21 protein-coding genes are annotated in these 25,184 nt (G+C 64.3%); 15 read left to right on the top strand and 6 right to left on the bottom strand.

What is annotated here, in order from left to right:
* Positions 1–94: 94 nt before the first annotated feature.
* Positions 95–4,960, bottom strand: a complete 4,866-nt coding sequence (locus B2J77_RS06900; protein WP_078478250.1) for an NAD-glutamate dehydrogenase — start codon at positions 4,958–4,960, stop codon at positions 95–97.
* Positions 4,961–5,021: 61 nt separating this feature from the next.
* Positions 5,022–5,156: a hypothetical protein gene (locus B2J77_RS21710; RefSeq protein ID WP_267128934.1), complete on the bottom strand. Its 135-nt coding sequence runs from the start codon at positions 5,154–5,156 to the stop codon at positions 5,022–5,024.
* 77 nt (positions 5,157–5,233) lie between these two features.
* Between B2J77_RS21710 and B2J77_RS06895 the strand changes: the two genes are divergently transcribed.
* Complete coding sequence (locus B2J77_RS06895; RefSeq protein WP_078478249.1) at positions 5,234–5,587, top strand: hypothetical protein; 354 nt, start codon at positions 5,234–5,236, stop codon at positions 5,585–5,587.
* 40 nt (positions 5,588–5,627) lie between these two features.
* Here B2J77_RS06895 and B2J77_RS06890 read toward each other — a convergent pair whose 3' ends face one another.
* Complete coding sequence (locus B2J77_RS06890; protein WP_078478248.1) at positions 5,628–6,533, bottom strand: LysR family transcriptional regulator; 906 nt, start codon at positions 6,531–6,533, stop codon at positions 5,628–5,630.
* A gap of 123 nt (positions 6,534–6,656) precedes the next feature.
* Between B2J77_RS06890 and lysA the strand changes: the two genes are divergently transcribed.
* The 8 genes from lysA to B2J77_RS06850 all read left to right on the top strand — a co-directional run bounded on the left by lysA (position 6,657) and on the right by B2J77_RS06850 (position 14,822).
* Positions 6,657–7,889, top strand: a complete 1,233-nt coding sequence (lysA, locus tag B2J77_RS06885; protein WP_058637643.1) for a diaminopimelate decarboxylase — start codon at positions 6,657–6,659, stop codon at positions 7,887–7,889.
* Positions 7,890–8,138: 249 nt separating this feature from the next.
* Positions 8,139–8,849: an AraC family transcriptional regulator gene (locus B2J77_RS06880; protein ID WP_078478247.1), complete on the top strand. Its 711-nt coding sequence runs from the start codon at positions 8,139–8,141 to the stop codon at positions 8,847–8,849.
* A 106-nt stretch (positions 8,850–8,955) separates the two neighbouring features.
* On the top strand, positions 8,956–10,371 hold the full coding sequence (locus tag B2J77_RS06875) for an efflux transporter outer membrane subunit (RefSeq protein ID WP_078479399.1): 1,416 nt from the start codon (positions 8,956–8,958) through the stop codon (positions 10,369–10,371).
* Between the two features lie 86 nt (positions 10,372–10,457).
* Positions 10,458–11,603 (top strand): HlyD family secretion protein, encoded by a 1,146-nt coding sequence (locus B2J77_RS06870; RefSeq protein WP_078478246.1) that lies wholly within the window; start codon positions 10,458–10,460, stop codon positions 11,601–11,603.
* Entirely contained in the window at positions 11,593–13,107 is a 1,515-nt protein-coding gene (locus tag B2J77_RS06865; protein ID WP_078478245.1) for an MDR family MFS transporter, read from the top strand. Before B2J77_RS06870 ends, B2J77_RS06865 begins: the two co-directional genes overlap by 11 nt.
* A gap of 83 nt (positions 13,108–13,190) precedes the next feature.
* The gene (locus B2J77_RS06860; RefSeq protein ID WP_058637647.1) at positions 13,191–13,955 is read left to right on the top strand and encodes a GntR family transcriptional regulator; all 765 of its coding nucleotides are present in this window, start codon (positions 13,191–13,193) and stop codon (positions 13,953–13,955) included.
* Positions 13,956–13,988: 33 nt separating this feature from the next.
* Positions 13,989–14,453, top strand: a complete 465-nt coding sequence (gene soxR, locus B2J77_RS06855; protein WP_078478244.1) for a redox-sensitive transcriptional activator SoxR — start codon at positions 13,989–13,991, stop codon at positions 14,451–14,453.
* Between the two features lie 120 nt (positions 14,454–14,573).
* Positions 14,574–14,822: a CsbD family protein gene (locus B2J77_RS06850; RefSeq protein ID WP_023533700.1), complete on the top strand. Its 249-nt coding sequence runs from the start codon at positions 14,574–14,576 to the stop codon at positions 14,820–14,822.
* 60 nt (positions 14,823–14,882) lie between these two features.
* Here the strand turns inward: B2J77_RS06850 and B2J77_RS06845 are convergent, their stop codons facing one another.
* From B2J77_RS06845 to B2J77_RS06835, 3 genes are all read right to left on the bottom strand, one after another.
* Entirely contained in the window at positions 14,883–15,155 is a 273-nt protein-coding gene (locus B2J77_RS06845; protein ID WP_023533665.1) for a PepSY domain-containing protein, read from the bottom strand.
* A gap of 106 nt (positions 15,156–15,261) precedes the next feature.
* Positions 15,262–16,488, bottom strand: a complete 1,227-nt coding sequence (locus tag B2J77_RS06840) for an MFS transporter (protein WP_058604510.1) — start codon at positions 16,486–16,488, stop codon at positions 15,262–15,264.
* A gap of 354 nt (positions 16,489–16,842) precedes the next feature.
* Positions 16,843–18,132 carry a T6SS phospholipase effector Tle1-like catalytic domain-containing protein gene (locus B2J77_RS06835; protein ID WP_078478243.1) on the bottom strand — a complete coding sequence of 430 codons (1,290 nt, stop codon included), beginning with the start codon at positions 18,130–18,132 and terminating at the stop codon, positions 16,843–16,845.
* A 227-nt stretch (positions 18,133–18,359) separates the two neighbouring features.
* Between B2J77_RS06835 and B2J77_RS06830 the strand changes: the two genes are divergently transcribed.
* The 6 genes from B2J77_RS06830 to B2J77_RS06805 are packed head-to-tail and all read left to right on the top strand — an operon-like array spanning position 18,360 to position 25,168.
* Positions 18,360–19,319 (top strand): AAA family ATPase, encoded by a 960-nt coding sequence (locus B2J77_RS06830; protein ID WP_023533720.1) that lies wholly within the window; start codon positions 18,360–18,362, stop codon positions 19,317–19,319.
* A gap of 4 nt (positions 19,320–19,323) precedes the next feature.
* The gene (locus tag B2J77_RS06825; RefSeq protein WP_078479398.1) at positions 19,324–20,268 is read left to right on the top strand and encodes a DUF58 domain-containing protein; all 945 of its coding nucleotides are present in this window, start codon (positions 19,324–19,326) and stop codon (positions 20,266–20,268) included.
* On the top strand, positions 20,265–20,759 hold the full coding sequence (locus B2J77_RS06820; protein WP_058637649.1) for a DUF4381 domain-containing protein: 495 nt from the start codon (positions 20,265–20,267) through the stop codon (positions 20,757–20,759). The genes B2J77_RS06825 and B2J77_RS06820 overlap by 4 nt, the downstream gene beginning before the upstream one ends.
* Positions 20,752–21,828, top strand: a complete 1,077-nt coding sequence (locus B2J77_RS06815) for a vWA domain-containing protein (protein WP_078478242.1) — start codon at positions 20,752–20,754, stop codon at positions 21,826–21,828. The genes B2J77_RS06820 and B2J77_RS06815 overlap by 8 nt, the downstream gene beginning before the upstream one ends.
* Positions 21,825–23,543: a tetratricopeptide repeat protein gene (locus tag B2J77_RS06810; protein ID WP_078478241.1), complete on the top strand. Its 1,719-nt coding sequence runs from the start codon at positions 21,825–21,827 to the stop codon at positions 23,541–23,543. Before B2J77_RS06815 ends, B2J77_RS06810 begins: the two co-directional genes overlap by 4 nt.
* A complete protein-coding gene (locus B2J77_RS06805) occupies positions 23,540–25,168 on the top strand; it encodes a BatD family protein (RefSeq protein ID WP_078478240.1) in 1,629 nt (542 codons plus the stop codon). The genes B2J77_RS06810 and B2J77_RS06805 overlap by 4 nt, the downstream gene beginning before the upstream one ends.
* Positions 25,169–25,184 lie beyond the last annotated feature (16 nt).

Genomic DNA, 25,184 nt, shown 5'->3' with positions numbered 1-25,184 from the left:
ATGTCGTGGAGTTTGAGCTTCAACATCGTGAACAGCATCCAACAATAAAAAAGCCCCGGCATCACTGCCGGGGCTTTTTCAGTTCAGCATTGACTCAACACGGCATCACAGTCGCCTGTCCGCTCATGGCCAGATCGACCAGTTCGCGGTTGGCCACTGCATACATCGCGTAGTCATGGCCCGAAGCGCTGCGCAGGTCATCGAGCATGGCGCGCCAGCGTTCCACCATCACCCGATGCTGCTCGGCCCATAGTGCGACCCGTGCATCCATGTCCTGCGGAGCATCGGCCATCTGCAATACCGAGATGGTGATCGCGCGTTGTTGCAGGTCGATGTCGTCGCGGAAGGCTTCCCGGGCCAAGGCCTGCCAGTTGTTCTCCACCGGCAGATTGCTGATTTCCTGCAAGTACCAGGTCAGGTCAAGCGCGCTGCCCACGGCGAAGAACGCCTTGGCCACCTGCGCTGGCTCGTGACCTGTCACATCAGCTGCCTCGATGATCGGCAGCAAGGTGTACAGATGGCTGGTGCCCGCCACCATACGTGCCAACAGCTCTGGCACCCCCGCTTCGACGAAGCTCTGGTAACGCACCATCCAGCGTTCGCGGGTTGGGCCTTCGAGCAATTCGTCGAGCTTGAGCCCAAGCTGGGCGATCTTCGGCCCGAAGTGGGCGCAATCACGGCCAGCGTCCTGCTCATTGCGACGGCTGCGCAGGAACCAGCGCGTGGCACGGCGGCCCAGGCGCATCAGTTCGTCCATCAGGGTCAGCTGGATCTCGGCAGGAACCTGGTAGTCCAGCGCCTCGATCTGACGGAACCAGTGCGGCAGGTGGAAGATGTCGCGCACGATCACGTAGGCCCCGGCCACGTTGGCAGGGCTCATGCCGGTCGATTCCTTCAACCGCTGCACGAAGGTGATGCCCATGTTGTTGACCAGGTCGTTGGCGATCTGGGTGCTGACGATCTCGCGCTTGAGGCGGTGGCGGCGCATGGAGTCGGCGAACTTGCTGACCAGCGACGGCGGGAACGCGGTTTCCATGTCGCGGGTCAGGTAGTCGTCGTCCGGCACCTGGGACTTGAGCAGCTGCTCTTTCAAGTCGATCTTGCTGTAGGAGATCAGCACCGAGAGCTCTGCACGGGTCAGGCCCTGGCCTGCGGCGAGGCGCTCGGCCAGCTGTTCCTCTGAAGGCAGGAACTCGATGGCCCGGTCAAGCTTGCCGCGGGCCTCGAGGTCGGCCATCAGGCGCTTGTACTCGGCAATGCGCTCGCGCACGCGGCGCGCTGCCAGCGACAGCGCCTGGGTCTGCTTGTAGTTGTTGCCCAGCACCAGGCCAGACACTTCCTCGGTCATGCTACCGAGCAACTGGTTGCGCTGCTTCTCGGTCATGTCGCCACCCTGCACCACCTCGTTGAGCAGGATCTTGATGTTGACCTCGTGGTCGGAGCAGTCCACGCCGCCGGCGTTGTCGATGAAGTCGGTGTTGGTGGCGCCGCCGTGCAGGCCGAATTCCACCCGGCCAAGCTGGGTCATGCCCAGGTTGCCGCCCTCGCCTACCACCTTGCAGCGCAGCTCGTTGCCGTTGACACGCAAGGCGTCGTTGGCCTTGTCGCCCACATCGGCGTGGCTTTCGCCACTGGCCTTGACGTAGGTGCCGATGCCACCGTTCCAGAGCAGGTCCACAGGCGCCTTGAGCAGGGCATTGAGCAGCTCGGTGGGCGTCAGGCGGTCGGCCTCGATGGCAAAGCGTTCCTTCATCTGCGCCGTAATGGCGATGCTCTTGGCGCTACGCGGGAAAATGCCGCCGCCTTCGGACATGATGCTGGTGTCGTAGTCGGTCCATGCCGAACGTGGCAAGTCGAACAGGCGCTTGCGCTCGGCAAAGCTGGAGGCCGGCTCCGGGTTGGGGTCGATGAAGATATGCAGGTGGTTGAAGGCCGCTACCAGCTGCAGCTTGTCGGACATCAACAGGCCGTTACCGAAGACGTCGCCTGCCATGTCGCCCACCCCAATCACGGTGATCGGGTCTTCTTGCACATTGATGCCGCGCTCACGGAAGTGACGCTGGACGCCAACCCAGGCCCCACGTGCGGTGATGCCCATTTTCTTGTGGTCGTAGCCTGCCGAGCCACCCGATGCGAAGGCATCACCCAGCCAGAAACCATAGTCGATGGCGATGCCGTTGGCGATGTCCGAGAATGTGGCCGTGCCTTTGTCGGCCGCCACCACCAGATACGGGTCGTCATCGTCGTGACGCACCACGCCAACCGGCGGTACTACGCCACCGTCCTTGAGGTTGTCGGTAATGTCGAGCAATCCCGAGATGAAGATGCGGTAGCACGCCACGCCCTCTGCCGCGATCTCGTCTCGCGTGCCGCCCAGTGGCAGGCGCCGTGGCAGGAAACCGCCCTTGGCGCCGACCGGCACGATTACCGAGTTCTTGACCTGCTGCGCCTTGACCAGGCCCAGCACCTCGGTGCGATAGTCTTCCTCGCGGTCCGACCAGCGCAGCCCGCCGCGCGCAACGTTGCCGAAGCGCAGGTGCACCCCTTCGACCCGGGGTGAGTAGACGAAGATCTCGAACTTGGGCACCGGCTTGGGCAGTTCGGGCACAAGCTTGGGGTTGAACTTGAAGCTGAAATACGACTTGTTCTGGCCGTTGGCATCGAGCTGATAGAAGTTGGTGCGCAGGGTGGCCTTGATCAGGTCTAGGTAGCGGCGCAGGATGCGGTCTTCGTTGAGTACCTGCACCTCGTCCAGCGCATTGAGGATCGCTTGCTCGAGCCGCTGCTGCTTGTCCTCCAGGTCATCCTGGGTCAGCTTGCGGGCCAGGTAGAAACGCGTCTTGAACAGGCGGGTCAGCTCGCGCGCGATGTCGGTATGGTTGTTCAGCGTGCTGGCAATGTAGCCCAGGTCGAAGCCCAGGCGAATTTGTTTCAGGTAGCGTGCATAGGCACGCAGCAACGCCACGTCACGCCATGGCAGGCCCGCTGTGAGCACCAGGCGGTTGAAGGCATCGTTTTCGGCATCGCCACCGACGATGTGGATGAACGCATCCTGGAAGGTGTCATTGAGCTCTTGAATGTTCAGGCTCAGGCCTTCGCTGTAGGTGAAGGCGAAGTCGTGAATCCAGTATTCGCGGCCATTGGCGTGGCGCAGGCGATACGGGAACTCGCCCAGCACGCGCAGGCCGAGGTTTTCGAGGATTGGCAGCACGTCCGACAGCGCCAGGGGGGTGTCGGCGTGGTACAGCTTGCAGTGCAGGGTGCGCTCGCCAACCCGCGTCAGTGGCTGGTAGAAACTCATGGCCAGTGGCTTGCTTTCCGACAGGGCCAGCACATGCTGTAGGTCCACCACGGCCGAATGGGCGGCGAAGCGCTCGCGGTAGCCGGCTGGGAAGCCTTTGGGGAAATCGGCCAGGATGTTGGTGCCTTGGGCCTCGCCGAAGTTCTCCACGACCAACGCCGAGAAATCGTCCTGCCAGGAGCGGCAGGCCTGGATGACCTCACGCTCGAGCTGCTGTGGGTCGATGTCGATGCGGTTCTTCGGGTCCACCCGCAGAATCAGCTGCACACGGGCCAGTACCGACTCGGAGAAGAAGGTCCAGAATTCGCAATCGCTGGCCTTCAGGCGCTCCATCAACACCTGCTGGATTTTCTGGCGAACCTCGGTGGAATAGATTTCACGCGGTACATAGGCCAGGCAATAGCAGAAGCGTCCGTACGGGTCCTTGCGCAGGAAGACGCGAATCTTGTTGCGCTCCTGAATCTGCACGATGGACATGACCGTGCTGAACAGCTCATCGACCGGCGTCTGGAACAGGTCGTCGCGCGGCAGCACTTCGAGCACCTGCGCCAGTTCCTTGCCCAGGTGAGCCTTGGTATCGAAGCCGGAACGGCGCTCGACTTCAGCGACCTTGACCCGGATGTAAGGGATGGCATGAACGCTTTCGCCGTACACCGTGGAGGTGTACAGGCCCATGAAGCGGTGTTCCTTGAGCACGTTACCCGAGGCATCGAGCTGGCGGATGGACACGTAATCAGGGTAGCCCGGGCGGTGTACGCGGCTTGGCAGCGCAGCCTTGGCGAAGGAGAGCAGCAGTGGCTCGGCCAGGTAGGCCACGGCGTAATCTTCGATGCGCAGCTCTTCAGGGGTCAAGCCAACGCGCAGGCGACGCGGCAGGCCAAGGAACGACTGCTCGTCGTAGACCATCTGCCCGCCGGCCTGATCGGCCTGGACGGTGAACTCTTCATAGCCCAGGAAGGTGAAGTGGTTGTCCAACAACCACTCAAGGAATGCCTTGACCTCGCCCTTTTCATGCTGAGCCGGCCCGTACGGGGTCTGCTCGACCAGCGCCACGACCTCCCGCAGCTTGTCCTTCATCGGTTCGAAATCATCGACCGCCACGCGGACCTCGGCCAGCACCTGCTCGATTTCCCGGGCCAGCACGCTCAACTCCGCAGCGTTGGCGCAGCGGTCGATTTCCAGGTACATCAGCGACTCGTGCCCCACCCCTTCACCGTGGGTGCCCTTGGGCAGCAGTTCCAGCAACTCGCCGTTGGCGCTGCGGCGCACGCTCAATACCGTGGTCTGCAGGGTATGAATGCTGTAACCGCGTCGGTTCAGTTCGGTGCGGACCGAGTCCACCAGAAACGGCAGGTCATGGTGCAGCACCTCGACGACCGTGTGGGTCGACTGCCAGCCGTTGCGCTCGTAATCGGGGTTGTACACGCGCACCTGCGGGTGCTCGGGGTCGAAACGCTCGACGATGCGCCAGGCCGAGAGGGTGCAGCCCGCCAGGTCGGAAAGCCTGCGCTGGGTGAGTTCGTCCAGAGAGATGATGCCGAAGAACTGCTCGGCGAACAGCGCCACTTGTGGCAGGGACTGTTCGCTGATGTGCTGCGCCAGGGCCGCTTGCAGTTGATGCTGGAAGTCGGCTTTGCTGGCCGCGGTGAAGAACGCCATCTGTGGTACTCCGCTTGGGCTTTGTAATAGTTGAAGCGTCGCTGCGTGCGCCGTGCCGGGGTCAACGATAGACGATTGCAGGCAGGGCGACCGATGAAAACCAGGCGTTGAGCGTGTGCATGCACGCCCAGGACTGGGCGAAGCTTAACGACTGACCGGTCATCAAGGCTTGCAGCGCTGCGACAATTTCGTTCAAGGGGCGGTAACTTTACGTTTATGCATGTAAGCAAGACTGTCAGAATTCCCTTCCGTTTCCTTAGATCCGAGCTTGCCATGCAAATCGACACCGCCGTGCTGTTCGCCACCCCCTGCGATGAAGAGGAGGACAACATGGCAACCCTGTGCTGCCACAGTGACAAAGGTCAGATGTTCTTGCTGACCCGCTACCCTGACGAAGACACGGTTGATCTGACCCTGGACGATGAGCCCTCGACCCTGGACGGCTTGAAAGTGACCTTGAAGGCAACGAGCCTGTTGATCGAAGTGGCAGCAGGTGACCGAGACGCCTTGCGCGGTGATGAGGTGCTTCAGATCAACCTGACCGGCACGCTGAGCGACCTGGACGAGATCAGGCAAACCTTGGAGAACATCCTGAGCGGCACCGGCACTTTCGTCTGCGAGCTTTGATCCGTCGTTCACTGGGCAGGCTTGCCGCGGGCCACGGGGGCTAAGCCAGGGCGCGCTGCATCGCCTGCGCCTGCTCGCGCAGTGTCTGGCAGAACGGCTCGACTGCCGCCGAGGCCGGTCGATGGTCTGGCCTGACCAGCATCACCTGGTAGGCGATCGAGATGTCCAGCGGCCTGATGGTTAAGCCACTCTGAGCGGCCTCCAGCCCGCTCAGGGGGTTGATGATGGCTACGCCCAGGCCCTGCCTGACCATGGCGCACACCGAGGCGGCGCTGGTGGTCTCGATGACCGTGCGACGGTTAACCCCAGCCGCGCGAAAATGGTGGTCCAGACGCTGACGATAGGTGTCCAGGCTGGCCAGGTTGATGAAATCGACCTCATGAAAATCCGCCAGGCTCAGCCGTGACTTGGCCTGCAACGGATGGTGTTCAGGCAGCACGCAGACCATGTCGGCGCTGAACAGCAATTCCCCGCTCGCCCCACGGGGTATCTGCGCGACCTCCGTCAGGCCCAGGTCATGCTGCTGGGTGGCCAGGGACTCCTCCAGCAGCGGCGACTCCTGGGCTTTGATGCTCACGCTCACCCCAGGGTGCTGCTTATGAAAACGCTGGCAGACCTTGGGCAGCAGGGTCTGCGAAAACAACGGCAGGCAGGTGACGGCCAACTGGCCCTGCTGGAAGTTGCGAATGGCCTGGGCACAACGCTCGATGCGCTCAAGCCCCACATACGCCCGCTCTACCTCCTCGATCAGCAGCAACGCCTGGGCGGTGGCTTCCAACCGACCGGCCGTGCGCTCGAACAGATGCAGGCCCGTCACGTGCTCCAACCGCGCCAGCTCACGGCTGATGGTCGGCTGCGAGGTGAACAGCAGACGCGCCGCGCCTGTGACGCTACCTGAGGCCATGATGGCGCGGAACACTTCGATGTGGCGGGCGGAGAGTTTCATGGGAGCACCGACTGCATTTTCAGGGCATATCAGAGATGAATGGACGGCGCAAAAATAGCTATTTTTCTGAATCGAGTCTACGGGCCATGCTGTCGGCTTCCACCTGTGCCGAGCCATTCGATCATGACCATTCCCTTCTCTGTCCTAGCCAACGCCGTTCGCCAGTACGGTTCACCCCTGTGGGCCTACGACGCCGCCACCATCCTCAGCCGGATAGAACAGCTCAAGCCATTCGATACCGTACGCTTCGCCCAGAAAGCCAATCCCAATCTGCAGGTGTTGCGCTTGATGCGCGAGCACGGCCTGGTACTCGATGCAGTATCGCTTGGGGAAATGGAACGCGCCTTTGCAGCCGGCGCCAGTGTGGCGGGCGAGCCTGCGGGGGTGGTGCTGACCTGCGACGTGCTGGACCGCGCTACCCTGGCACGCGTGATCGTGGAAAAGATCGAAGTCAATGCAGGCTCCATCGACATGCTGCGCCAGTTGGGCGAGCATTCGCCAGGGCACCGTGTCTGGCTGCGCATCAACCCGGGGTTCGGCCATGGCCACAGCCGCAAGACCAATACCGGGGGCGAGAACAGCAAGCATGGCATCTGGCATGAAGACTTGCCGCAGGCGCTCGCCTGCATCAGGGCCCATCGCCTGCACCTGGTGGGCGTGCACATGCACATCGGCTCCGGCGTGGACTACACCCATCTGGAGCAGGTGGCTCGCGCCATGATCGAGCTGATCGCGCGCCTGGACACCGATATCGAAGCGTTCTCGATCGGCGGTGGGCTCTCGACGCCGTACCGCACTACCGACACGCCGGTGGACCTGCAGCGCTACGCGCAAACCTGGGCAGTGGCACGCCAGGAAATCGAAGCGCTGCTGGGCCACCCGGTGCGCATGGAGATCGAGCCAGGGCGTTTTCTGGTGGCCGAGTCGGGCTATCTGGTGACCGAAGTCCGTGCCGTCAAGCAGGTGGGCCGCAACACGTTCGTGCTGGTCGATGCTGGCTTCAACGACCTCATGCGCCCTGCGATGTACGGGGCCTACCATGCCATGACCCTGCTCGATGCCGATGGCCGCCCCGTGGACCGCCCGCGGCAACCGACCGTGGTGGCCGGCCCACTGTGCGAATCAGGCGACGTGTTCACTCAGGATGACCAGGCACTCTGCCCCCAGGACTTGCCCCAGGCCCAGGTCGGCGACTTGCTGGTGATTCACGATGCCGGTGCCTACGGTGCCTCCATGTCGTCCAACTACAACAGCCGGCCCTTGCTGCCGGAGGTCATGATCGAAGGCCAGGCCGTGCGCTTGATCCGACGTCGGCAGACCATCGAAGCGCTGCTCGCGCTTGAGGAAGGCTTGTAACGGCCAATTCCTGCATGCCGACCTCCCTCGACAGCCGGCATGCCAGGGATAGATCGTTGAGCGCTCCCTAGACACTCCGCTCGGCTACACAGTTACAACTGCAAAAACCAAATAATCCGCAATCAAGCCTCAACTTTTAAGAAGATCAAGCAATTCAATCGCACTTATCACGCACGCTACCCCACGCTTCGCAACATCTACACACAATCCACCCTTACAATTGGATCCATTCCCACAATGGATCCCGCCATGCAAACACTCGAAATGGATTACGCCCCCGGCGATCACGTGGCCAGCCACTGCCACGCCCACGACCAGCTGATCTACGCAGCCAGTGGCACTGTGCATGTGAGTACCGATTCGGGAAGCTGGGTGATTCATGGGGGCAATGCGCTGTGGGTGCCGGCCGGCGTCAGCCATGCGATTGTCATGGAAGGCGTTGTCAGCATGCGCTCCCTGCTGCTGGCGCCCCACGTCGACCACTGCCAGGTGATCGTGGTGACGGGGTTGCTGCGTGAGTTGATCCTGGCTGCCTCGCGCATGCTCGGTATCCGGGAGGGCGAGCACGTACGGGCGCTCATTCTGGGCGAGCTCGCCCATGCAAGGCGCATCGACACATTCATAGCACTGCCGACGCACCCACGCCTGAGGGCCTGGTGCGAGCGCATGCTGCAGGCACCAGCCGAGGAACATGCCCTTGAACAGTGCGCCACGGCGCTGAACATGAGCACACGCAATGTGGCCCGGCTGTTCCAGCGCGAGCTGGGCATGTCCCACGGCCAATGGCGCGCTCGGGCACGGGTGATGTTGAGCCAGCAGTGCCTGGCGGCAGGTCAGCCGATCATCAATGTGGCGCTCGAACACGGCTACCAGAGCCCCAGCGCCTTTGCAGCCGTGTTCAGGCGCATCCTGGGGTGCGCGCCCAGCGACTGGCAGGACGGTAGCGCACGCCCCCGCTGAAACGGCTCGGATTGTCCGGCTGGCGCGCATGGTTGTCCCGCTTGCGGCAGCCTTGGCCTGACTGGTCTCGTTAACGTTGCATCATGACTGCCAAGCGATGTTCATGATGCCCACTTTGTCGATGATCCCCTCCCCCGTACGCCTTTGCACTGTGCTGACGTTCGGCCTGCTGGCAGGTTGCACGCACCCTGTCGTCTGCGAACAGCCCCCTGCGGCCATGCGGGTCAACCCTTTGACCGAGACCCAGGCCGGGGTTAGCGCACAGCCTTTACCCGGGCGCTGGTGGCAGCTGTACCAGGACCCGCAACTCGAGTACTGGGTGGAGCGCGCATTGGCCAATAACCAGGACCTGGCTCAGGCTCAAGCCAACGTGCGCGCACTGCTGGCCGGCATTGGCGAGTTCCAGGCGCAGCGCCTGCCTGCCACCTCGCTGGGCATTGCTGCGACCTACGGCAGGGACAGTGACGATCAGACCCTGGCCCAAGCCCGTGACAGCCGAGCTACTTCCTCTTGGCAGTTCAATCCGGGCATGGAGCTGGCCTATCAGGTGGACCTGTGGGGGCAGGTGCAAGCCCAAATCGATCGCGCCAAGGCGCAAGCGCAGGCCGCGGCCGCCGCACACGATGCCGTGGGGCTGCAGGTGGCAGCCCAGACCAGCCGTGCCTACATCGAACAATGCGTCTACACCGCTCGCCTGAGTCAAGCCAGGCAAGCCCTACACACCCTTGATCGCAGCCTGCTGTTGAGCGACCGCCGGCGTCAGGCCGGCATCGCTACGGCGCTGGACGGTGAGCGGCTGCTTGGCCTGCGTGAGCAGGTTCGCGCCCGGATACCCGTTTTCGAGGCGCGGCGCCAGGTGGCACTGTTCGAGCTGAGCACGCTGGCGGGTGAGGTCACGGTCGATCACACCCAACCCTGCGCTGCCATCCCTTCGCTTACGGCAGCGCTGCCCACAGGCGATGGCTGGCACCTGCTCGAGCGGCGCCCCGACGTACGCCAGGCTGAACGAGCGTTGCAAGCCGCCGGCCTGGAAACGGACATCGTGCGCGCCGACCTGTACCCCAAGGTTCGCTTTGGCGCCCAGCTGGCTAGTGCTGATCGCCACATCAATGGCCTGGGTGCCAGCGGCGCCATCACGTTCGGCGTCGGCCCGCTGATCAGCTGGGAATTACCCAACCTGCAAGCCAATCGTGCCCGGTTGGGCAAGGCCCAGGCTTTGCAGCAGGCTCAGCGCGCTCACTATCGCAGCGTCGCGCTCAAGGCCCTGAAGGATGTGCGCCAGGCCTTGGCCCGTCATGCCGGTGAGCAGCAGCACCTGTCTTCGCTGCAGGCCGCGCTTGAGCACAGCCAGCGTGGCTTCGCCCTGGCAGAGGCCAGCTACCGTGCGGGCACCCAGGACGGGCTGGCCCTGCTTGACAGCGAGCGCGAGCTGATTGCCCTGCATGACCAGCTCCTCGAGGCGCGCGGCAAGGTGGCCAGGGCGCAGATCGACCTGTTTCGCGCGCTGGGCGGGGGATGGTGAATCCGCCACGCCCCAGGCACCGCTCACCACCCAACGCCCACCGCTCGCAAAGCGCAACTGCCTCCACTCGACAATGGAACCCCACCATGAACGCTGCTGTAGAAACGCCCACCCCAACCCCGACTACCGAGCATGCAACCATTCGCACACGACGGCGGTTGGTCTATATCGGCGGCGCAGGCCTGGGCGTGCTGGCGCTACTGGCGCTCGCTGGCTACTGGTTCACCACCGGGCGCTACCTGGAAAGTACCGATGACGCCTACATCCGCGCCGATTGGGTGGCATTGAGTTCGCGCGTGGCAGGCTATGTGGCGACGGTAGAGGTCGAAGATGACCAGCCGGTTCAAGCCGGCGCTGTGCTGGTGCGGTTGCAGGATCGCGATTACCAGGCCCGCAGGGATAGCGCGCGCGCTGCCGAACGCCAGGCGCAGGCAGCCATAGACGCAGCGCGGGCTCACCGCGAGCTGGCCATGCAGCGCATCGAGCAGCAGGCGCAGGCAACCCTCAAGGCCGAGGCCGCCGTGCACAGTGCCAGCGCCGAACGTCGTCGCAGCCAGCTGGACCTGCAGCGCTACCAGGGCTTGGTACGCGATGAGGCCGCCACGACCCAACGGCTGGAGCAGGCGCTGGCCGCCGCCAACCAGGCCAAGGCTGTCGAGCAAGGGGCCAAGGCAGCATGGCGTGAACAACAGGCACAGCAACGGATGGCCAAGGCCGGCGCTGCCCAGGCCGAGGCCGACTTGCAGCAGCGCCAGGCCGCCTTCGAAAGCGCCCGCGCCGAACGCCGGCTGGCCGAACAGGACGCTCAAGACACCGTACTGCGCGCCCCGGTGGCAGGCGTAGTGGGCCAACGCCGCGTGCGTGCAGGGCAATACGTGGCGCCAGGCCAGCCGTTGCTGGCGGTGGTGCCGGTGGCGCAAGCCTATGTCGTGGCCAACTACAAGGAAACCCAGTTGGCTCGGATGCGCCCAGGGCAGCCTGTGCAGGTTCAGGTGGACAGCTTCCCTGGCCATGCATTCAAAGGTCAGGTGGCGAGCTTCTCGCCGGCCTCGGGCAATGTCTTCGCGCTGCTGCCGTCGGACAATGCCACGGGCAACTTCACCAAGATCGTCCAGCGTTTTCCGGTGCGCATCCTGCTCGACTTGCCCGCAAACGGGCCGCAGATACTGCCCGGCATGTCGGTGGTAACCACCGTCGACACGCGTACGCCGGAGCCTGCCGATGCGCACTGAACAACCGGTATCCCTGCGCGTCTGGGTGGCCGTGCTGGGCGGGCTGTTCGGCTGTTTCATGGCCGGCATGAACGTGCACGTCACCAGCGCCGCACTGCCCGAGATACGCGGCTCGCTAGGCGCCAGCTTCGAGGAAGGCTCATGGATATCCACTGCCTACCTGGTGGCAGAGATCGTGATGATCCCCTTGACGGCCTGGCTGGTGGAGGTGTTCTCCCTGCGCCGGGTGATGTGGACGGGCTCGCTGGTCTTTCTGATCGCGTCGGTGGCCTGTTCGTGGGCGCCGAACCTTGAAACCATGATCGTGATCCGGGTAATTCAGGGCGCCGCCGGTGCCGTCCTGATTCCGCTGTCGTTCCAGCTGATCATCACCGAATTGCCGGCCAGCCGGATGGCCATGGGCATGGCCTTGTTCAGCCTGGCCAACAGCGTGGCGCAGGCCGCGGGCCCTTCGATCGGCGGCTGGTTGACCGATGCCTATTCCTGGCGCTGGATCTTCTACCTGCAGCTGTTTCCTGGTATCGCGTTGCTGTGCGCCATTGCCTGGTCCATCGAGGCCAGGCCGATGAAGTTGCAGCTGCTGCGCCACGGTGACTGGCTGGGCATCGCCGCCATGGTGATCGGCCTGGGCGGGCTGCAGATCGTGCTGGAAGAAGGCGGCCGGTTGGATTGGTTCGGGTCTTCGTTCATCACCGGCATGACCGTGGTGTCGGCATTGGCCCTGGTGCTGTTCGTGACAACCCAGCTGTTCGGCCCGCGCGCGTTCATCAACCTGCGGTTGCTGGGCCGTTACAACTTCGGCGTGGCCAGCCTGGCGATGTTCATATTCGGCGCCGCCACCTTCGGGCTGGTGTTTCTGGTGCCCAACTACCTGTCGCAACTGCAGGGCTTCAGTGCACGAGACGTGGGTGTGGCGTTGATCGCCTACGGGCTCATGCAGCTGCTGCTGGCGCCGTTGATGCCGCGCCTGATGAGGTGGACCAGCGCAAAGTTCATGGTGGCCAGCGGGTTCATGATCATGGCGCTGGGCTGCTGGATGGGCGCCAGCCTGACTGCTGACAGTGCCGACAATGTGATCATCCCTTCCACCGTGGTGCGGGGCATCGGCCAGCCTTTCATCATGGTCGCGTTGTCCGTGTTGGCAGTGGCCGGGCTGGACAAGCGCGAGGCCGGGTCCGCCTCGGCGGTGTTCTCGATGCTGCGTAACTTGGGTGGCGCCATCGGCACGGCCGGCCTGACCCAACTGGTGGCCACGCGCGAACGCCTGCACAGTGCGCGCATCCATGAGCACGTGACCGTGTTCGAGCCGCAGTTGCACGCGCGCCTGGACCCGACCGTGCAGACATGGCTCTGGCACTCACAGCAGTGGCTCGAAGGTTTGTCGGGCACCATCGGCCGCGAAGCCTACCTGATGGCCTACAGCGATGCGTTCTACCTGGCCTGCCTGGCGTTGCTCGGCTGTGCGGTGGCAGCGTTGCTACTGAGGTCGCACAAGGGGCAATGAGGCCATGGAGGGGAGCTTGGCTCGGGAGCGACCGACGGCTGGTACACTGGCGCCTTTGTACAACATCCAGACAGGTTCGACCCATGCACCAAGCCCGCTATGCCACCGTGGCCAAGGACTTGATCGAGGCAATCGCCAGCAGCCGCTACCCGGTCGGGGGCCTGTTGCCCACTGAAATGGAGCTGTGCGCGCTGTATGGTGTAAGCCGGCACACGGTTCGCGCGGCGGTCGAGCAGTTACAGAGCCTGGGCCTGGTGTCCCGGCGCAAGCGCGTTGGGACACGTGTCCAGGCGCGCCACCCCCAGATTGGCTACCGGCAATCGATCACGAACCTGGCAGAGCTCTCCCATCATCTTCAGGCACCCTTGCGTCAGATTCGCGATATCCGCCAATTCGTGGCCGCCCCTGAAGAGGCCGAGCGCCTGGGACTGGTGCCAGGGGAACAGTACTTCTGCATCGAGGCGCTGCACCGTACCTCTGCCGGGCACGCCTTGGCGCTGTGTGCAAGCGCCGTCTATGCCCAATCCGACTACGTGCAGGTGATCGAGCTGGCCCAGGCACATCCCGAGCAGTTGATTGCCCGCCTGATCGAGCAGCATTACGGGCGAGTCATCGCGGTGATCGACCAGCACATTCAGGCACAGTCGCTCACCCTGCAACAGGCACAGGTATTGAGTGCCGAGCCGGGTTCACCGGCGCTGTGCGTGGTGCGCCACTACCGCGAGGAAAACGGCGACCTGATGGCGGTCTGCGAAAACCTTTACCCCGCTGATCGCTACAGCCTGGTCAACCAGCTACGCCGCGACCGCATGCCCGCCAGCGCCGCTGCTTTCCCCCCAGCGTTCTGACGCACCACAGCCACTCATTGGAGATCGACCCGCATGGCAGCAGATTCGACACGGATGCTTACCGTAGGTGAGGTGGCTCGCCGCAGCGGTATCGCAGTATCGGCACTGCATTTCTATGAAAGCAAAGGTTTGATCGCCAGCACGCGCACAGCTGGCAACCAACGCCGCTATCCGTCGCTGGTGCTGCGCACCCTGGCGATCATCAAGGTGGCCCAGCGTACCGGTATTGCCCTGGATGACATCAAGCAGGCGCTGGGGCGCTACCCGCCCAACAGCAAGCTCACGGCGGCTCAGTGGGGCGAAATGTCCAGCGCGTGGCGAGAAGACCTGAACCAGCGCATCCGTCTGCTCCAGGCGTTGCGCGACAACCTGGACAACTGCATCGGCTGCGGCTGCCTGTCGCTGCAGCAATGCCCGCTACGTAACCCACAGGATGTATTGGGCGAGGAAGGCAGCGGGCCGAGGATCCTGGAACGGCATGTGCGTGAGGGCACGTAGCAGCGGCAGGTGCACGGGGCGGCAGTAGTTGGGACCGCTTTCGTTGGAACCAATGGGCGGCGCTAAAGCCCTAACCTTTTGCTATTTAACCAATCCCGTTAGCGAAAGGATGACCGAACCATGAAACGCGAACAGATCGAAGGTGTAGCAGAGAACATTGCCGGTAAAGCCCAGAGCGCTGTAGGTCGTCTGATCGACGATCCGGCCCTGGAAGCCGAAGGCGAAGGCCGTCAGGCTGCCGGCCAGGTGACCAAGACTTACGGTGATGCCGTGAACTGCGTCTCGTCGTTCGTCAAGGAAAAGCCGTTTGCAGCTGTAGCCATCGGTGCCGCGCTGGCCATGGTAGTCTCGCGCCTGCTGCGCCGCTGACCCAATGCATCAGGCCCACGCTGTTGCGTGGGCCTGATGGGCTTTGAATGCAGGCTGAACTCAGTTATCCAGTTCATCCTTGACGATACGGCCATCGTGCGGGTCGACCTTGAACTCGTACTGCTTGCCGTCAGCTTTCATCCCCTCGCCTTCCCAGTGACCGTCATCGGCTTCGATCTTGGTGATCTGGGTGTAACCGGCGCCTTTGAGGGCAGCTTCGGCCTGATCCTTGTTCACTTTCCAGTCGGCGCCGGGCTGATCGGCCCAGGCAACAGAAGCGCCCATCGCGCCAACCAGGGCCAGGCCAGTGAACAGTCGAGTCATCGCTTTCATTGCAGGTTTCCTTCTTGGAGGGTGTGAACATGCGACCCTTAGTCGGTGCGCCGCGTTCATTCCAATCCCCCCACACCGCCCAGACGCGGGTCGATCATTGCCAGGCTCAACCCGGCTGGCTGACCATCGCATTGCTGACACTGCGCCCGAGCACCAGCACCGTCACGAAACCGCAACCTACCAGTGCCGTGGCCGCACTCAGCAGCACGCCGGTGCCCAAGTGATCGACCACCTGACCACCGAAGAACGAGCCCACGGCGATGATGACCTGGAACATGGCCACGAACAGCGGCATGCCCCGTTCCACATCCTTGGGCGCGACCACGAACATCCAGATGTTCGCGCAGGCAGGAAACGCCCCGAAGGCAAAGCCCCATAACGCGATCAGCATGGCAGCGCCCGTCATGCCAGTGGCAAAGTGCGGGAACAGCGCCGTGCTGGTGGCTATCAGCAATGCCACCAGCAGCAGGGTATGCCGCACACTGCGGTTGGCCGCAAAGCCGGCGAAGATGTTGCCCATGAAGCCTGCCACACCGTAGAGCAGCAGCAATGAGCCAATGGTTGGGCCATCGAAGCCGGCGCTTTGCTTGAAGAAAGGGGCCACGTAGGTGTAGGCCGCGAAATGCGCCAGGCCGATCAGCAACACGGCAATCAGGCCCACGCGCGCTTGCGGGTTGATGAACAACGCCGGCAGGTCGCTGATGCGGATCGCCTTTTCCGGCATCAACCGGGGCAGCAGCATGACCTGCGCCAGCAGTACCGGCACCCCTACCACAGCGGTGACCAGGAACGTCATCCGCCAGCCCATCAACCCGCTGAGCCAGGTACCCACCGGCACGCCGATGACCGTGGCCAGGGTGACGCCGGCCATGATGATCGAATTGGCCTTGGCCACCCCGACGCCCTCGGGCGCCAGGCGGCTGCTCAAGGCGATGGCGGTCGCCCAGAAGCCACCGATACTCACCCCCAGCAGCACGCGCCCGAGCAGCAACAGGTGGAAGTTACCGGCAAAGGCGACGATGGCGTTGGCCAGGATCATGATCAGGGTCAGGCCAATCAGCAGGTAGCGCCGGTCCAGGTTGCCGACACCGACAGAAATGGTCGGCGCCGCCAGGGCCGCCATGATGCCGGGCAAGGTGACCATCAGCCCGGCAAGCCCTGCGCTGATGCCCAGATCGTTGGCGACGTCGTTCAGCACGCCTACTGGGAGAAACTCGCTGGTCACCAGGGCGAACGCGCCCACGGCCACGGAGAGAATGGCCAGCCATTGCTGGAGCAGGCTTTGCTGTTGGTGTTCGGGCAGACCACGAGGGGCCGGGCTGACGCTTGGCATTGTGCACACTTCCATGACAGGGCGCCTGAGACAGGCGCACGAGAGGCTAAATCAGGCCGCGAGTATAAGAGCAAGGGCTGCCAGGCGAGAGGCCGGCCGCTCGATAGTGGTTATCGCTGTGATCGATAGCGTGCAGGGCTCAGGATACCGAGGTGTGAGGGATTCTTTGTGGGAGCGGGCTTGCCGGGAGGCCGGACTGACCGCAATGGGCGCGAAGCGGCCCCAATATTTCAGCTTTGCAGCCGAGAATGTCGGGGAGCCACTTTGCGGCCCATCGCGGCTAAGCTGCACCCCCGGAAAACCCGATAGCCTACGGATTTGGTGCAAGGCAGCCCCACTCTGCACCCGAACACCCTAGACAGGATTAGGATGCACCACCCGCCCCGCTACGCCCGGCCGGTCGATGAACAGCACGTCCAGTGAACTGCTGCGCATGCCCTTGACGGCATTCCAGTGCGCCGAGGTATGGATGTAGCGCTCGCGCAATAGGGTTTGCTCCGGCTCGGTCAGTTCCAGCGATGGGCAGGCCCCCAACGCATAGGCATGCAACTTGTCGCTGATGCCACGCAGCTCCTCCGGTACAGCGTGCTGCCTGTGGCAGCCCAGCGGTGCAAAGGGCACGCCCGCGCGCGCTGCGTACTCGCGCATGATGCTCAAGTAGACCCGTGACAGCTGCCCGGCTACCTGTCGCCTTCGACCAATGGCGGCATAAACCTGTTTCTGCGGTTCACGGGGCTCCCCACCAGGCACAGGATGTTCCCAACTAACCACCCGCGCAGGCGGTTGGCCAAGGTCCTTGAACGCGGTGACCATCAATGCGGCGACGGCTGTGTAGACGCCGGTCTGTTGTGCAGGCACCCCAGCCGCTACCCGCTGGGACTGGGGCTTGCACAGCAGCACGTCTTCGTCGACCACATCCTGATAGCCACCACCGATATTCGAATGCACACCCGGTAGCACGATGTCGTGCCCACTGCCTATCAGGGGAAAGTTGTGGCGCTGCTCATCCCCGGCCACCAGTTGCACGACATGGTTGGCAATGCCTTCGGGCAACCCGAGCTGCAGCCCACCCTGACGGGTATCGGCGGGGTCGAAATCCCCTTGCAGGGGTGCAACGATGGCTGCCACCGTGTCGAACAAGCCGATGAAATGGATGACGATCGGGCAGTGTGGAAACAAACGCGCGGGCTCGTTGCGCAACACATTGGCCATATGCCTGGCCGCCGCTGCACCGCGGCTGAAACCGAACAGGTCCACACTTATCCGCTCGATGCGCGTTTGCCGATGGCCTTGCTGCCAGTCGCGCAACAGCGCGGCGATATCGGCCAGCGCTTGCTCCACACGCGCCTGGATGCCCGTACGCCCGCGACCGGTGGCCGATGCATAGATGTCATCGGCTTCCCCAGCCTGGGTGCCAATCCCCTGGACATAGTGCTTGAGCACGACGCGCTGCCCATCGTCTTCCGGTTGCTGCGCATAGAGGTCATGCAGCAGTGCGACGTTGCTCAAGGCATTGTCGTAGCTTGCCCCCTTGCCGTGCGACACCGTGGTGTTGTGCTGATTGTTGCCCGTGCCGTCGAAGAATAGGCCCAGACGTATTTCGATAGCGTCTGCCCTGTGGCTCCCGGTGATGTGCGTATTCATTGTAGTGCTACCTGCCTGGCTGAAAAGCACAAGCAAGCGCCACGGTACGATGCCGAACCATCAGGCAATGGCGATCATCGGGCAGGACATTTCCGGGTGCCAGGTAGCCGAGGATGGAGAAATTTCCAAGCCGCCATTGGTCGCCACCCCCTCGGATGGATTAAAGTATCAACCCTTGCCGGGCCGCTGCCATCAGCCGCCTGGTCCTCTATCAGGAACCGTCGCCGATGGAACACCGTGAGGCGCTGATCGCGCTGCGCACCTTTCTCTCTTCCCAGATCCTTGGCCAGGAAAAGCTGGTCGAGCGGCTGCTGATCGTGCTGTTGGCCGATGGCCACATGCTGGTGGAAGGTGCACCGGGCCTGGCCAAGACCAAGGCCATCAAGGAACTGGCCGAGGGCATCGAGGCGCAATTTCACCGTATCCAGTTCACCCCTGACCTGCTGCCCGCCGACATCACCGGCACCGAGATCTATCGGCCCGAGACGGGGAGCTTCGTGTTCCAGCAGGGGCCGATCTTTCACAACCTGGTGCTGGCGGACGAAATCAACCGGGCGCCGGCGAAGGTGCAATCGGCGCTGCTCGAAGCCATGGCCGAGCGTCAGGTCAGTGTGGGGCGCAGTACCTACGACCTGTCGCCGCTGTTCTTGGTCATGGCCACGCAGAACCCGATCGAGCAGGAAGGCACCTATCCCCTGCCCGAAGCGCAGCTCGACCGTTTCCTGATGCATGTCAAGATCGGCTTCCCCGACGCCGCCGTGGAGCGCCGCATCCTGGCCCAGGCCCGTGGCGAGGCGCTGGGGGGTGAGACCAAGCCCGAACGGCGGGTCAGCCAGCAGGCGATCTTCGCAGCACGCAAGGAAATCCTCGGTCTGTACATGGCGGACGCGGTGGAGGAGTACCTGGTGCAACTGGTCATGGCCACGCGTACGCCGGCCAAATTCGACAACGAACTGGCCGACTGGATTGCCTACGGCGCCAGCCCGCGCGGTTCGATTTCCCTGGACCGCTGCGCACGGGCCCACGCGTGGCTTGCTGGGCGCGATTTCGTCAGCCCCGAGGACATTCAGGCGGTACTGTTCGACGTGTTGCGCCACCGCATCATCCTGTCGTTCGAAGCCGAGGCGGCGGGGGTCGACCAGGACCGGGTCGTGCAGCGTATCCTCGACGTCGTGGCCGTTGCCTGACCCCATGTCCAGCGCCCCGCTGATCGAACCCGGCATTCGCATCACCCTTGCCGAACTCATCGACATGCGCCACCGCGTGCGCGAAATCCAACTGTTCTCCAACCCCGGCCAACGCAGCCCGCTGGTGGGCCTGCACCATTCCAAGTTGCGGGGCCGGGGTGTGGACTTCGATCAGGTGCGGGTGTACCAGGCCGGTGACGATGTGCGCAATATCGACTGGCGGGTCACTGCCCGTACCCAAGAGCCCCACACCAAGCTGTTCCACGAAGAACGCGAGCGGCCGATCTTCATTCTCGTTGAGCAGAGCCAGCGGCTGTTCTTCGGCTCCGGGCTGGTGTTCAAGTCGGTACTGGCGGCTCAGGCAGCTGCCCTGTTCGGCTGGGCCGCGCTGGGGCACAACGACCGGATCGGGGGGCTTGTGTTCGGTGACAACGATCCCCACGAGATCAAACCCAGGCGCAGCAAGCAAAGCCTGCTGCAACTGCTCAATCGCCTGGCCAAGGTCAACCAGTCGCTGCACACCGAAGGCGTGGCCCAGGCCGATAGCCTCGGCCTTGCGCTGCGCAGGGCGCGGGAAGTATTGAGGCCTGGCAGCCTGGCCATCGTGATTTGCGATGAGCGCTCGTTGACGCCCCAGTGCGAACAGCACCTGGCCATGCTCTCCCGTCACTGCGACCTGTTGCTGATGCCGGTATCGGACCCACTGGACCACGCCCTGCCGGCAGCCGGCTTGCTGAGGTTCGCGCAACGGGGTGCGCAGCTGGAACTGGACACGCTGGACGAAGGGCTGCGCCAGGCCTACCGGCAACAGGCCGAGGCGCGCATCGAGCGCTGGGAATTGATGGCGCAAAAGCTCAGGGTGCTGCTGATGCCCCTGACCACGCAAAGCGAGATGATCGAGCAATTGCGCGATTACCTGAGCGCACAACGCCTGGGCAACGCCTCATGAACCCGCTTGACCAGTTGCAGCCATTGATCGCGCCCCCGCCGATCAGCCCATGGCCGCCGGCGCCTGGCTGGTGGCTGTTGCTGGCGTTGGTGCCCGTGCTGGCCTGGGGCCTGTGGCGCGTGCGTCACTGGCGCCCCCGCAAACGGCCGGTGCCGCGCACCGAGCAGCCGCTGGACCCGGTGCGCGTGGCCGCCCTCGAGGAACTGGCGCGCCTGCCCCGCCCTTATGACAAAGCGCCTGCCGGCGCCTGGCTGCAGCAGATCAACGCCCTGCTCAAACGGCTGTGTCGCAGTCACTACCCCTTGGCCAACAGCCACACGCTCAATGGCCGGCAGTGGCTGGCCTTTCTTGACAACCGCTGCCCGGCGGCAGGCCTGACCCGCTGGATGGTGTTGGTCGAAGGGGCCTACAAGCCCGAATGCCGCCTGGACGACAAGGCCATCGCCGGGCTCAGCCAGGCGGTGGAAACCTGGATTCGCAAGCATGTTTGAACTGGCCTGGCCGTGGATATTCGCCTTGCTGCCCCTGCCTTGGCTGGCACGGCTCGTCCTGCCTGCCGCCGACAGTGGCGAGCCCGTGCTGAAAGTCGGCTTCCTGCACGAGCTCGAGAGCCTGGCGGGGCGCCGCGCCCGTCTGAACCTGCCAACCTGGCGCCAGCAGGCCCCGTTCGTCGTGATCTGGCTGCTGTTGCTGTGCGCCGCCGCTCGCCCCCAATGGCTGGGCGAGCCGATGCCGGTGGCAGCCAGTGGGCGCGATCTACTGGTGGCGGTGGACGTGTCTGGCTCGATGGACTTCCCGGACATGCAGTGGCAAGGCGAGGACATCAGCCGGCTCGACCTGGTGAAGGCCCTGCTGGGCGACTTTTTGCAGGACCGTGAAGGTGACCGAGTGGGGCTGATCCTGTTCGGCAGCCAGGCCTACCTGCAGGCTCCGCTGACCTTCGACCGGCGCACGGTGCGCACCTTCCTCGATGAAGCCCAGATCGGCATCGCCGGCAAGAACACCGCCATCGGCGACGCCATCGGCCTGGCCGTCAAGCGGCTGCGCCAGCGGCCCTCGCAGAGCCGGGTACTGGTGCTGATCACCGACGGGGCCAACAATGGCGGGTTGATCCACCCCCTCACCGCCGCCCGTCTGGCCGCTCAGGAGGGCGTGCGCATCTACACCATCGGCATTGGCGCCGACCCGCAAGCCACCGGCACCCCTGGCCTGCTGGGCCTGAACCCCAGCCTGGACTTGGATGAAGCGTCCTTGCGCGAAATCGCCGAGACCACCCAGGGCGCGTATTTCCGCGCCCATGATGGCGCCGAACTCGACGCCATCGGCGACACGCTGGACCGGCTGGAACCTGTGGCGCAGCAGCCGACCCAGGCGCGTACCGCCAAGGCCCTGTATGCCTGGCCGCTGGCCCTGGCGTTGCTGCTGAGCGTGCTGCTGGTGATCAGCGAACAGTGGCCGGACAACCCGCTGCAGCGCCAGCTGCGCAAGCCGCGCTTTCTGCAACCGCACCCACAATGGCGGCAGCGCCTCAAACGCCTGCGCCTGAGGAGGCCGCGATGATTGATCTGTGGCCCCAATGGCTGCGCCCGCTGTGGTTGTTGAGCGTGCCCGTGCTCGGCTGGTTGCTGTTCAAGCTATGGCACCGGCGCAGGCGCGCCGGGCGTTGGCAAGTGATCCTGCCCCCGGCCTTCCACAACGTGCTGCTCGGTGGCGGCAGCGGCGCCACCAGCAAGCTACCCTGGATAGCCCTGGGCCTGGCCTGGCTGCTGGTGGTGCTGGCCCTGCTGGGCCCGAGTTGGCAACGCGTGGAGGAAAACCACCAGCGGCCTGCCGACCCTCTGGTCATTCTGCTGGAACTGACCCCGCAGATGCTGGCCGAGGACAGTCCGCCCAATCGCCTTGAGCAGGCGCGCCGCAAGGTCCTCGACGTACTTGAGCACCGCCGTGACAGCCAGACCGCACTGGTGGTCTACGCGGGGTCGGCGCATACCCTGGTGCCGCTGTCCGATGACCTGGCCACCACCCGCAACCTGCTCGAAGCGCTCGACCCCTCGATCATGCCCAAGCCCGGCCAACGGGCAGACCTTGCCGTGCACAAGGGCTTGGCGCTGCTCGCCCAGAGCGGCCTTGGCCAGGGGCGATTGCTGCTGGTCGGGTCCTCGCTCAGCGCCGCCGAGCGCCAAGGCATCAGCCAGGCACTGGGTCGCCATGGTCCGAGCCTGCTGATGCTGGGCATCGGCAGCCGTGACGGAGCGCCAGTGCGCCAGGCCAACGGCGAATTTCTCAAGGATGACCAGGGCGCGATCCTGTTGCCAAGGCTGGACAGTGCAGCCCTTAGAGGCTTCATCAACGGCACCGGCGGGCGCTACCGGCATGCCCGCATCGATGACCTGGACCTGCGCGGCCTCGGGCTGTTCGACAACCCGCGCAGCACACGCAGCGAGGGCCAGACCTTGCAACTGGACAGCTGGGCCGACCAGGGGTACTGGCTGCTGATTCCATTGCTGTTGCTGGCAGCCTGTGCCGGTCGGCGGGGTTGGCTATTCTGCCTGCCCCTGTTGCTCGCCCTGCCCCAGCCCGGCCAGGCGTTCGAACTCGAGGATCTGTGGCTGCGCCTCGACCAGCAAGGCCAGCGCCTGCTCGAACAGGGTCGAGCCGCCGAAGCCGCCGGCCGCTTCCGTGACCCCCAATGGCGGGGCATGGCCTTGTACCAGGCGGGCGACTATGCCGGCGCCGCCGAGGCCTTTCTGCAGGTGGACACCGCCGCCGCCCACTACAATCGCGGCAATGCCCTGGCGTACAGTGGTGAACTGGAAGCAGCGCTGGACGCGTATGATCAAGCCCTGGAGCGTCAGCCGGACTTGCAGGCGGCGCTGGACAATCAGGCCCTGGTCGAGCAAATGCTGGCCCAGCGCCAGGGCAAAGCTGCCGAACAGCCCGCCAGCACCGAAGCCCAGGGTTCGCCAGGCCGTGAAACCGAGGGGAACAGCAGCGCACAAGGCAGCCCGGCAGAGCCTGCGCCCGGTTCCGACGAGCAGGCGGGGGACGGCGCCTCGGCGCAAGGCGACGGCAGTGACCAGGGTGCACCTGGCAACCCGCCAGGCGAGGATGACGATGTGGTCGAACCACCCCACACGCCTGTCACCACCGCGCTGGATGCCGAGCAACGCCAGGCGCTTGAACAATGGCTACGAGAAATCCCCGACAATCCCGCGCAGTTGCTCCGGCGCAAATTCTGGTACGAACAGCAATTGCAACAGGAAACCCCACGATGAGTCGCTGCGGCGTCTTTCTCCTCATGCTGCTCTGGAACCTGCTGGCTCATGCCGAGCCGTCGCTCAAGGCCAGTGTCGACCGTACCCGCCTGGAAGCCGGCGAGAGCCTGGAGCTGACCCTCGAAAGCCAGGATGTGACCGAGTTCGGCAAGCCTGACCTGCGAGCCCTGGAAGGCGACTTCGAGGTGCGCAGCACCCGGCAGCTGAATAGCTTGCACACCCTCGATGGCGAAACCCGCGCCAGCACCCGCTGGATCATCACGCTCCTGCCCCGGCGCAGCGGCAGCCTGCAGATTCCTGCTCTGCAACTGGGGCAGTCGTTCAGCCAGCCGGTGGACCTGCAAGTGCTGCAAGCCGATGCCAACCGCGAGGACAACGCCCAGGTATTCATCGAGGCAACCCTGGACAGCACCGATGTCTACGTGCAGGCCCAGGCTGTACTGACCCTGCGCATCTACCATTCGGTGGCGCTGTATGACGACAGCAGCCTCAGCCCGCTGCAACTGGACAACGCCAAGGTCGAGCCCTTGGGCGAATCGCGCACCTACGAAAAGGAAATCCAGGGTGTGCGCCATGGCGTGATCGAAACGCGCTATGCGGTCTATGCCCAGCAAAGCGGCACCCTGGACATTCCTTCACTGACCTTCACCGCCACGGCTGCGGCCAGCAGCCAGGCCGAGCAGAACGGCAACGGCGCTGGACGTGCCGGCCGCCAGATACAGGTCAGCTCACTGCCGCTGCGCCTGACGGTACGGCCCGTCCCGGCCCAGTGGCCAGCCGGACTGCCCTGGCTGCCCGCGCGCAGTCTGACCCTGGAGGAACGCTGGAGCCCCGATCCTGCAGCCCAGCAGACCCAGATCGGCGACTCGTTGACCCGCACCGTCACCCTGCGCGCCGAAGGCCTGTCCAGTGCTCAGTTGCCGCCAGTGCCGCCCACCGAGGCCAACGGCCTGCGCCGCTACCCCGACCAGCCGTTGTTGCGCAACGAGATCAGCGAACGGGGCATGACAGCCACCCGCGAGGAACGCGAGGCGCTCATCCCTACCCACAGCGGCCCGCTGGCCTTACCTGCGCTGGAAGTGACCTGGTGGAACACACGCGAAGATCACCTCGAGCACAGTGGCCTGCCTGCACGCTCGATCACCGTGCAGGACAACCCCGCCCTGGTGGCCGAGACTCCGGTGGTGGGCAATGGCAGCAGCATGCTGCTGTGGCCTTGGCAGGTGGCGACCCTTGTGCTTGCGTTGACCACGCTACTGGGCTTCACCCTGTGGTGGCGCGCCCGTTCGCAGCCAGCGGTGCTGCGTGCGGCACAGACAGGGCCCAGCCCTCGGACCCTGCTGGACGACCTCAAGCGTGCCTGCCTGGCCAACGACCCCCAGGCCACGCGCCAGGCCCTGGATGCCTGGGCGCGGCAACAACCGCAGACCCTGGCCGAAATGGCAGCGCGCTTCGTGCCCTTGTCCGACGCCCTGGATGGATTGAACGGTGCGCTGTACAGCGAAAGCGGCCAGCACTGGCAAGGCGAAGACCTGTGGCGGGCGATCGGCACCATTCCACCGGCCGAACAGGTGCTGCTGCCCACTGGCGAGAGCGGCAGCCTGCCACCGCTGTACCCCAAGTGAGCCGGTAGCGCCGCAC

Source organism: Pseudomonas parafulva, from assembly GCF_002021815.1.
Classification (GTDB): Bacteria; Pseudomonadota; Gammaproteobacteria; order Pseudomonadales; family Pseudomonadaceae; genus Aquipseudomonas; species Aquipseudomonas parafulva_B.
The sequence above is the reverse complement of the archived record's forward strand: the minus strand, read 5'-3'. Positions and strand labels throughout refer to the sequence as shown.

Excerpts from the sequence above, each read along its gene's own strand:
- B2J77_RS06900 (WP_078478250.1), bottom strand. The coding sequence starts at position 4,960 with ATGGCGTTCTTCACCGCGGCCAGCAAAGCCGACTTCCAGCATCAACTG.
- B2J77_RS06895 (WP_078478249.1), top strand. The coding sequence starts at position 5,234 with ATGCAAATCGACACCGCCGTGCTGTTCGCCACCCCCTGCGATGAAGAG.
- B2J77_RS06890 (WP_078478248.1), bottom strand. The coding sequence starts at position 6,533 with ATGAAACTCTCCGCCCGCCACATCGAAGTGTTCCGCGCCATCATGGCC.
- lysA (WP_058637643.1), top strand. The coding sequence starts at position 6,657 with ATGACCATTCCCTTCTCTGTCCTAGCCAACGCCGTTCGCCAGTACGGT.
- B2J77_RS06880 (WP_078478247.1), top strand. The coding sequence starts at position 8,139 with ATGCAAACACTCGAAATGGATTACGCCCCCGGCGATCACGTGGCCAGC.
- B2J77_RS06875 (WP_078479399.1), top strand. The coding sequence starts at position 8,956 with ATGCCCACTTTGTCGATGATCCCCTCCCCCGTACGCCTTTGCACTGTG.
- B2J77_RS06870 (WP_078478246.1), top strand. The coding sequence starts at position 10,458 with ATGAACGCTGCTGTAGAAACGCCCACCCCAACCCCGACTACCGAGCAT.
- B2J77_RS06865 (WP_078478245.1), top strand. The coding sequence starts at position 11,593 with ATGCGCACTGAACAACCGGTATCCCTGCGCGTCTGGGTGGCCGTGCTG.
- B2J77_RS06860 (WP_058637647.1), top strand. The coding sequence starts at position 13,191 with ATGCACCAAGCCCGCTATGCCACCGTGGCCAAGGACTTGATCGAGGCA.
- soxR (WP_078478244.1), top strand. The coding sequence starts at position 13,989 with ATGGCAGCAGATTCGACACGGATGCTTACCGTAGGTGAGGTGGCTCGC.
- B2J77_RS06850 (WP_023533700.1), top strand. The coding sequence starts at position 14,574 with ATGAAACGCGAACAGATCGAAGGTGTAGCAGAGAACATTGCCGGTAAA.
- B2J77_RS06845 (WP_023533665.1), bottom strand. The coding sequence starts at position 15,155 with ATGAAAGCGATGACTCGACTGTTCACTGGCCTGGCCCTGGTTGGCGCG.
- B2J77_RS06840 (WP_058604510.1), bottom strand. The coding sequence starts at position 16,488 with ATGCCAAGCGTCAGCCCGGCCCCTCGTGGTCTGCCCGAACACCAACAG.
- B2J77_RS06835 (WP_078478243.1), bottom strand. The coding sequence starts at position 18,132 with ATGAATACGCACATCACCGGGAGCCACAGGGCAGACGCTATCGAAATA.
- B2J77_RS06830 (WP_023533720.1), top strand. The coding sequence starts at position 18,360 with ATGGAACACCGTGAGGCGCTGATCGCGCTGCGCACCTTTCTCTCTTCC.
- B2J77_RS06825 (WP_078479398.1), top strand. The coding sequence starts at position 19,324 with ATGTCCAGCGCCCCGCTGATCGAACCCGGCATTCGCATCACCCTTGCC.
- B2J77_RS06820 (WP_058637649.1), top strand. The coding sequence starts at position 20,265 with ATGAACCCGCTTGACCAGTTGCAGCCATTGATCGCGCCCCCGCCGATC.
- B2J77_RS06815 (WP_078478242.1), top strand. The coding sequence starts at position 20,752 with ATGTTTGAACTGGCCTGGCCGTGGATATTCGCCTTGCTGCCCCTGCCT.
- B2J77_RS06810 (WP_078478241.1), top strand. The coding sequence starts at position 21,825 with ATGATTGATCTGTGGCCCCAATGGCTGCGCCCGCTGTGGTTGTTGAGC.
- B2J77_RS06805 (WP_078478240.1), top strand. The coding sequence starts at position 23,540 with ATGAGTCGCTGCGGCGTCTTTCTCCTCATGCTGCTCTGGAACCTGCTG.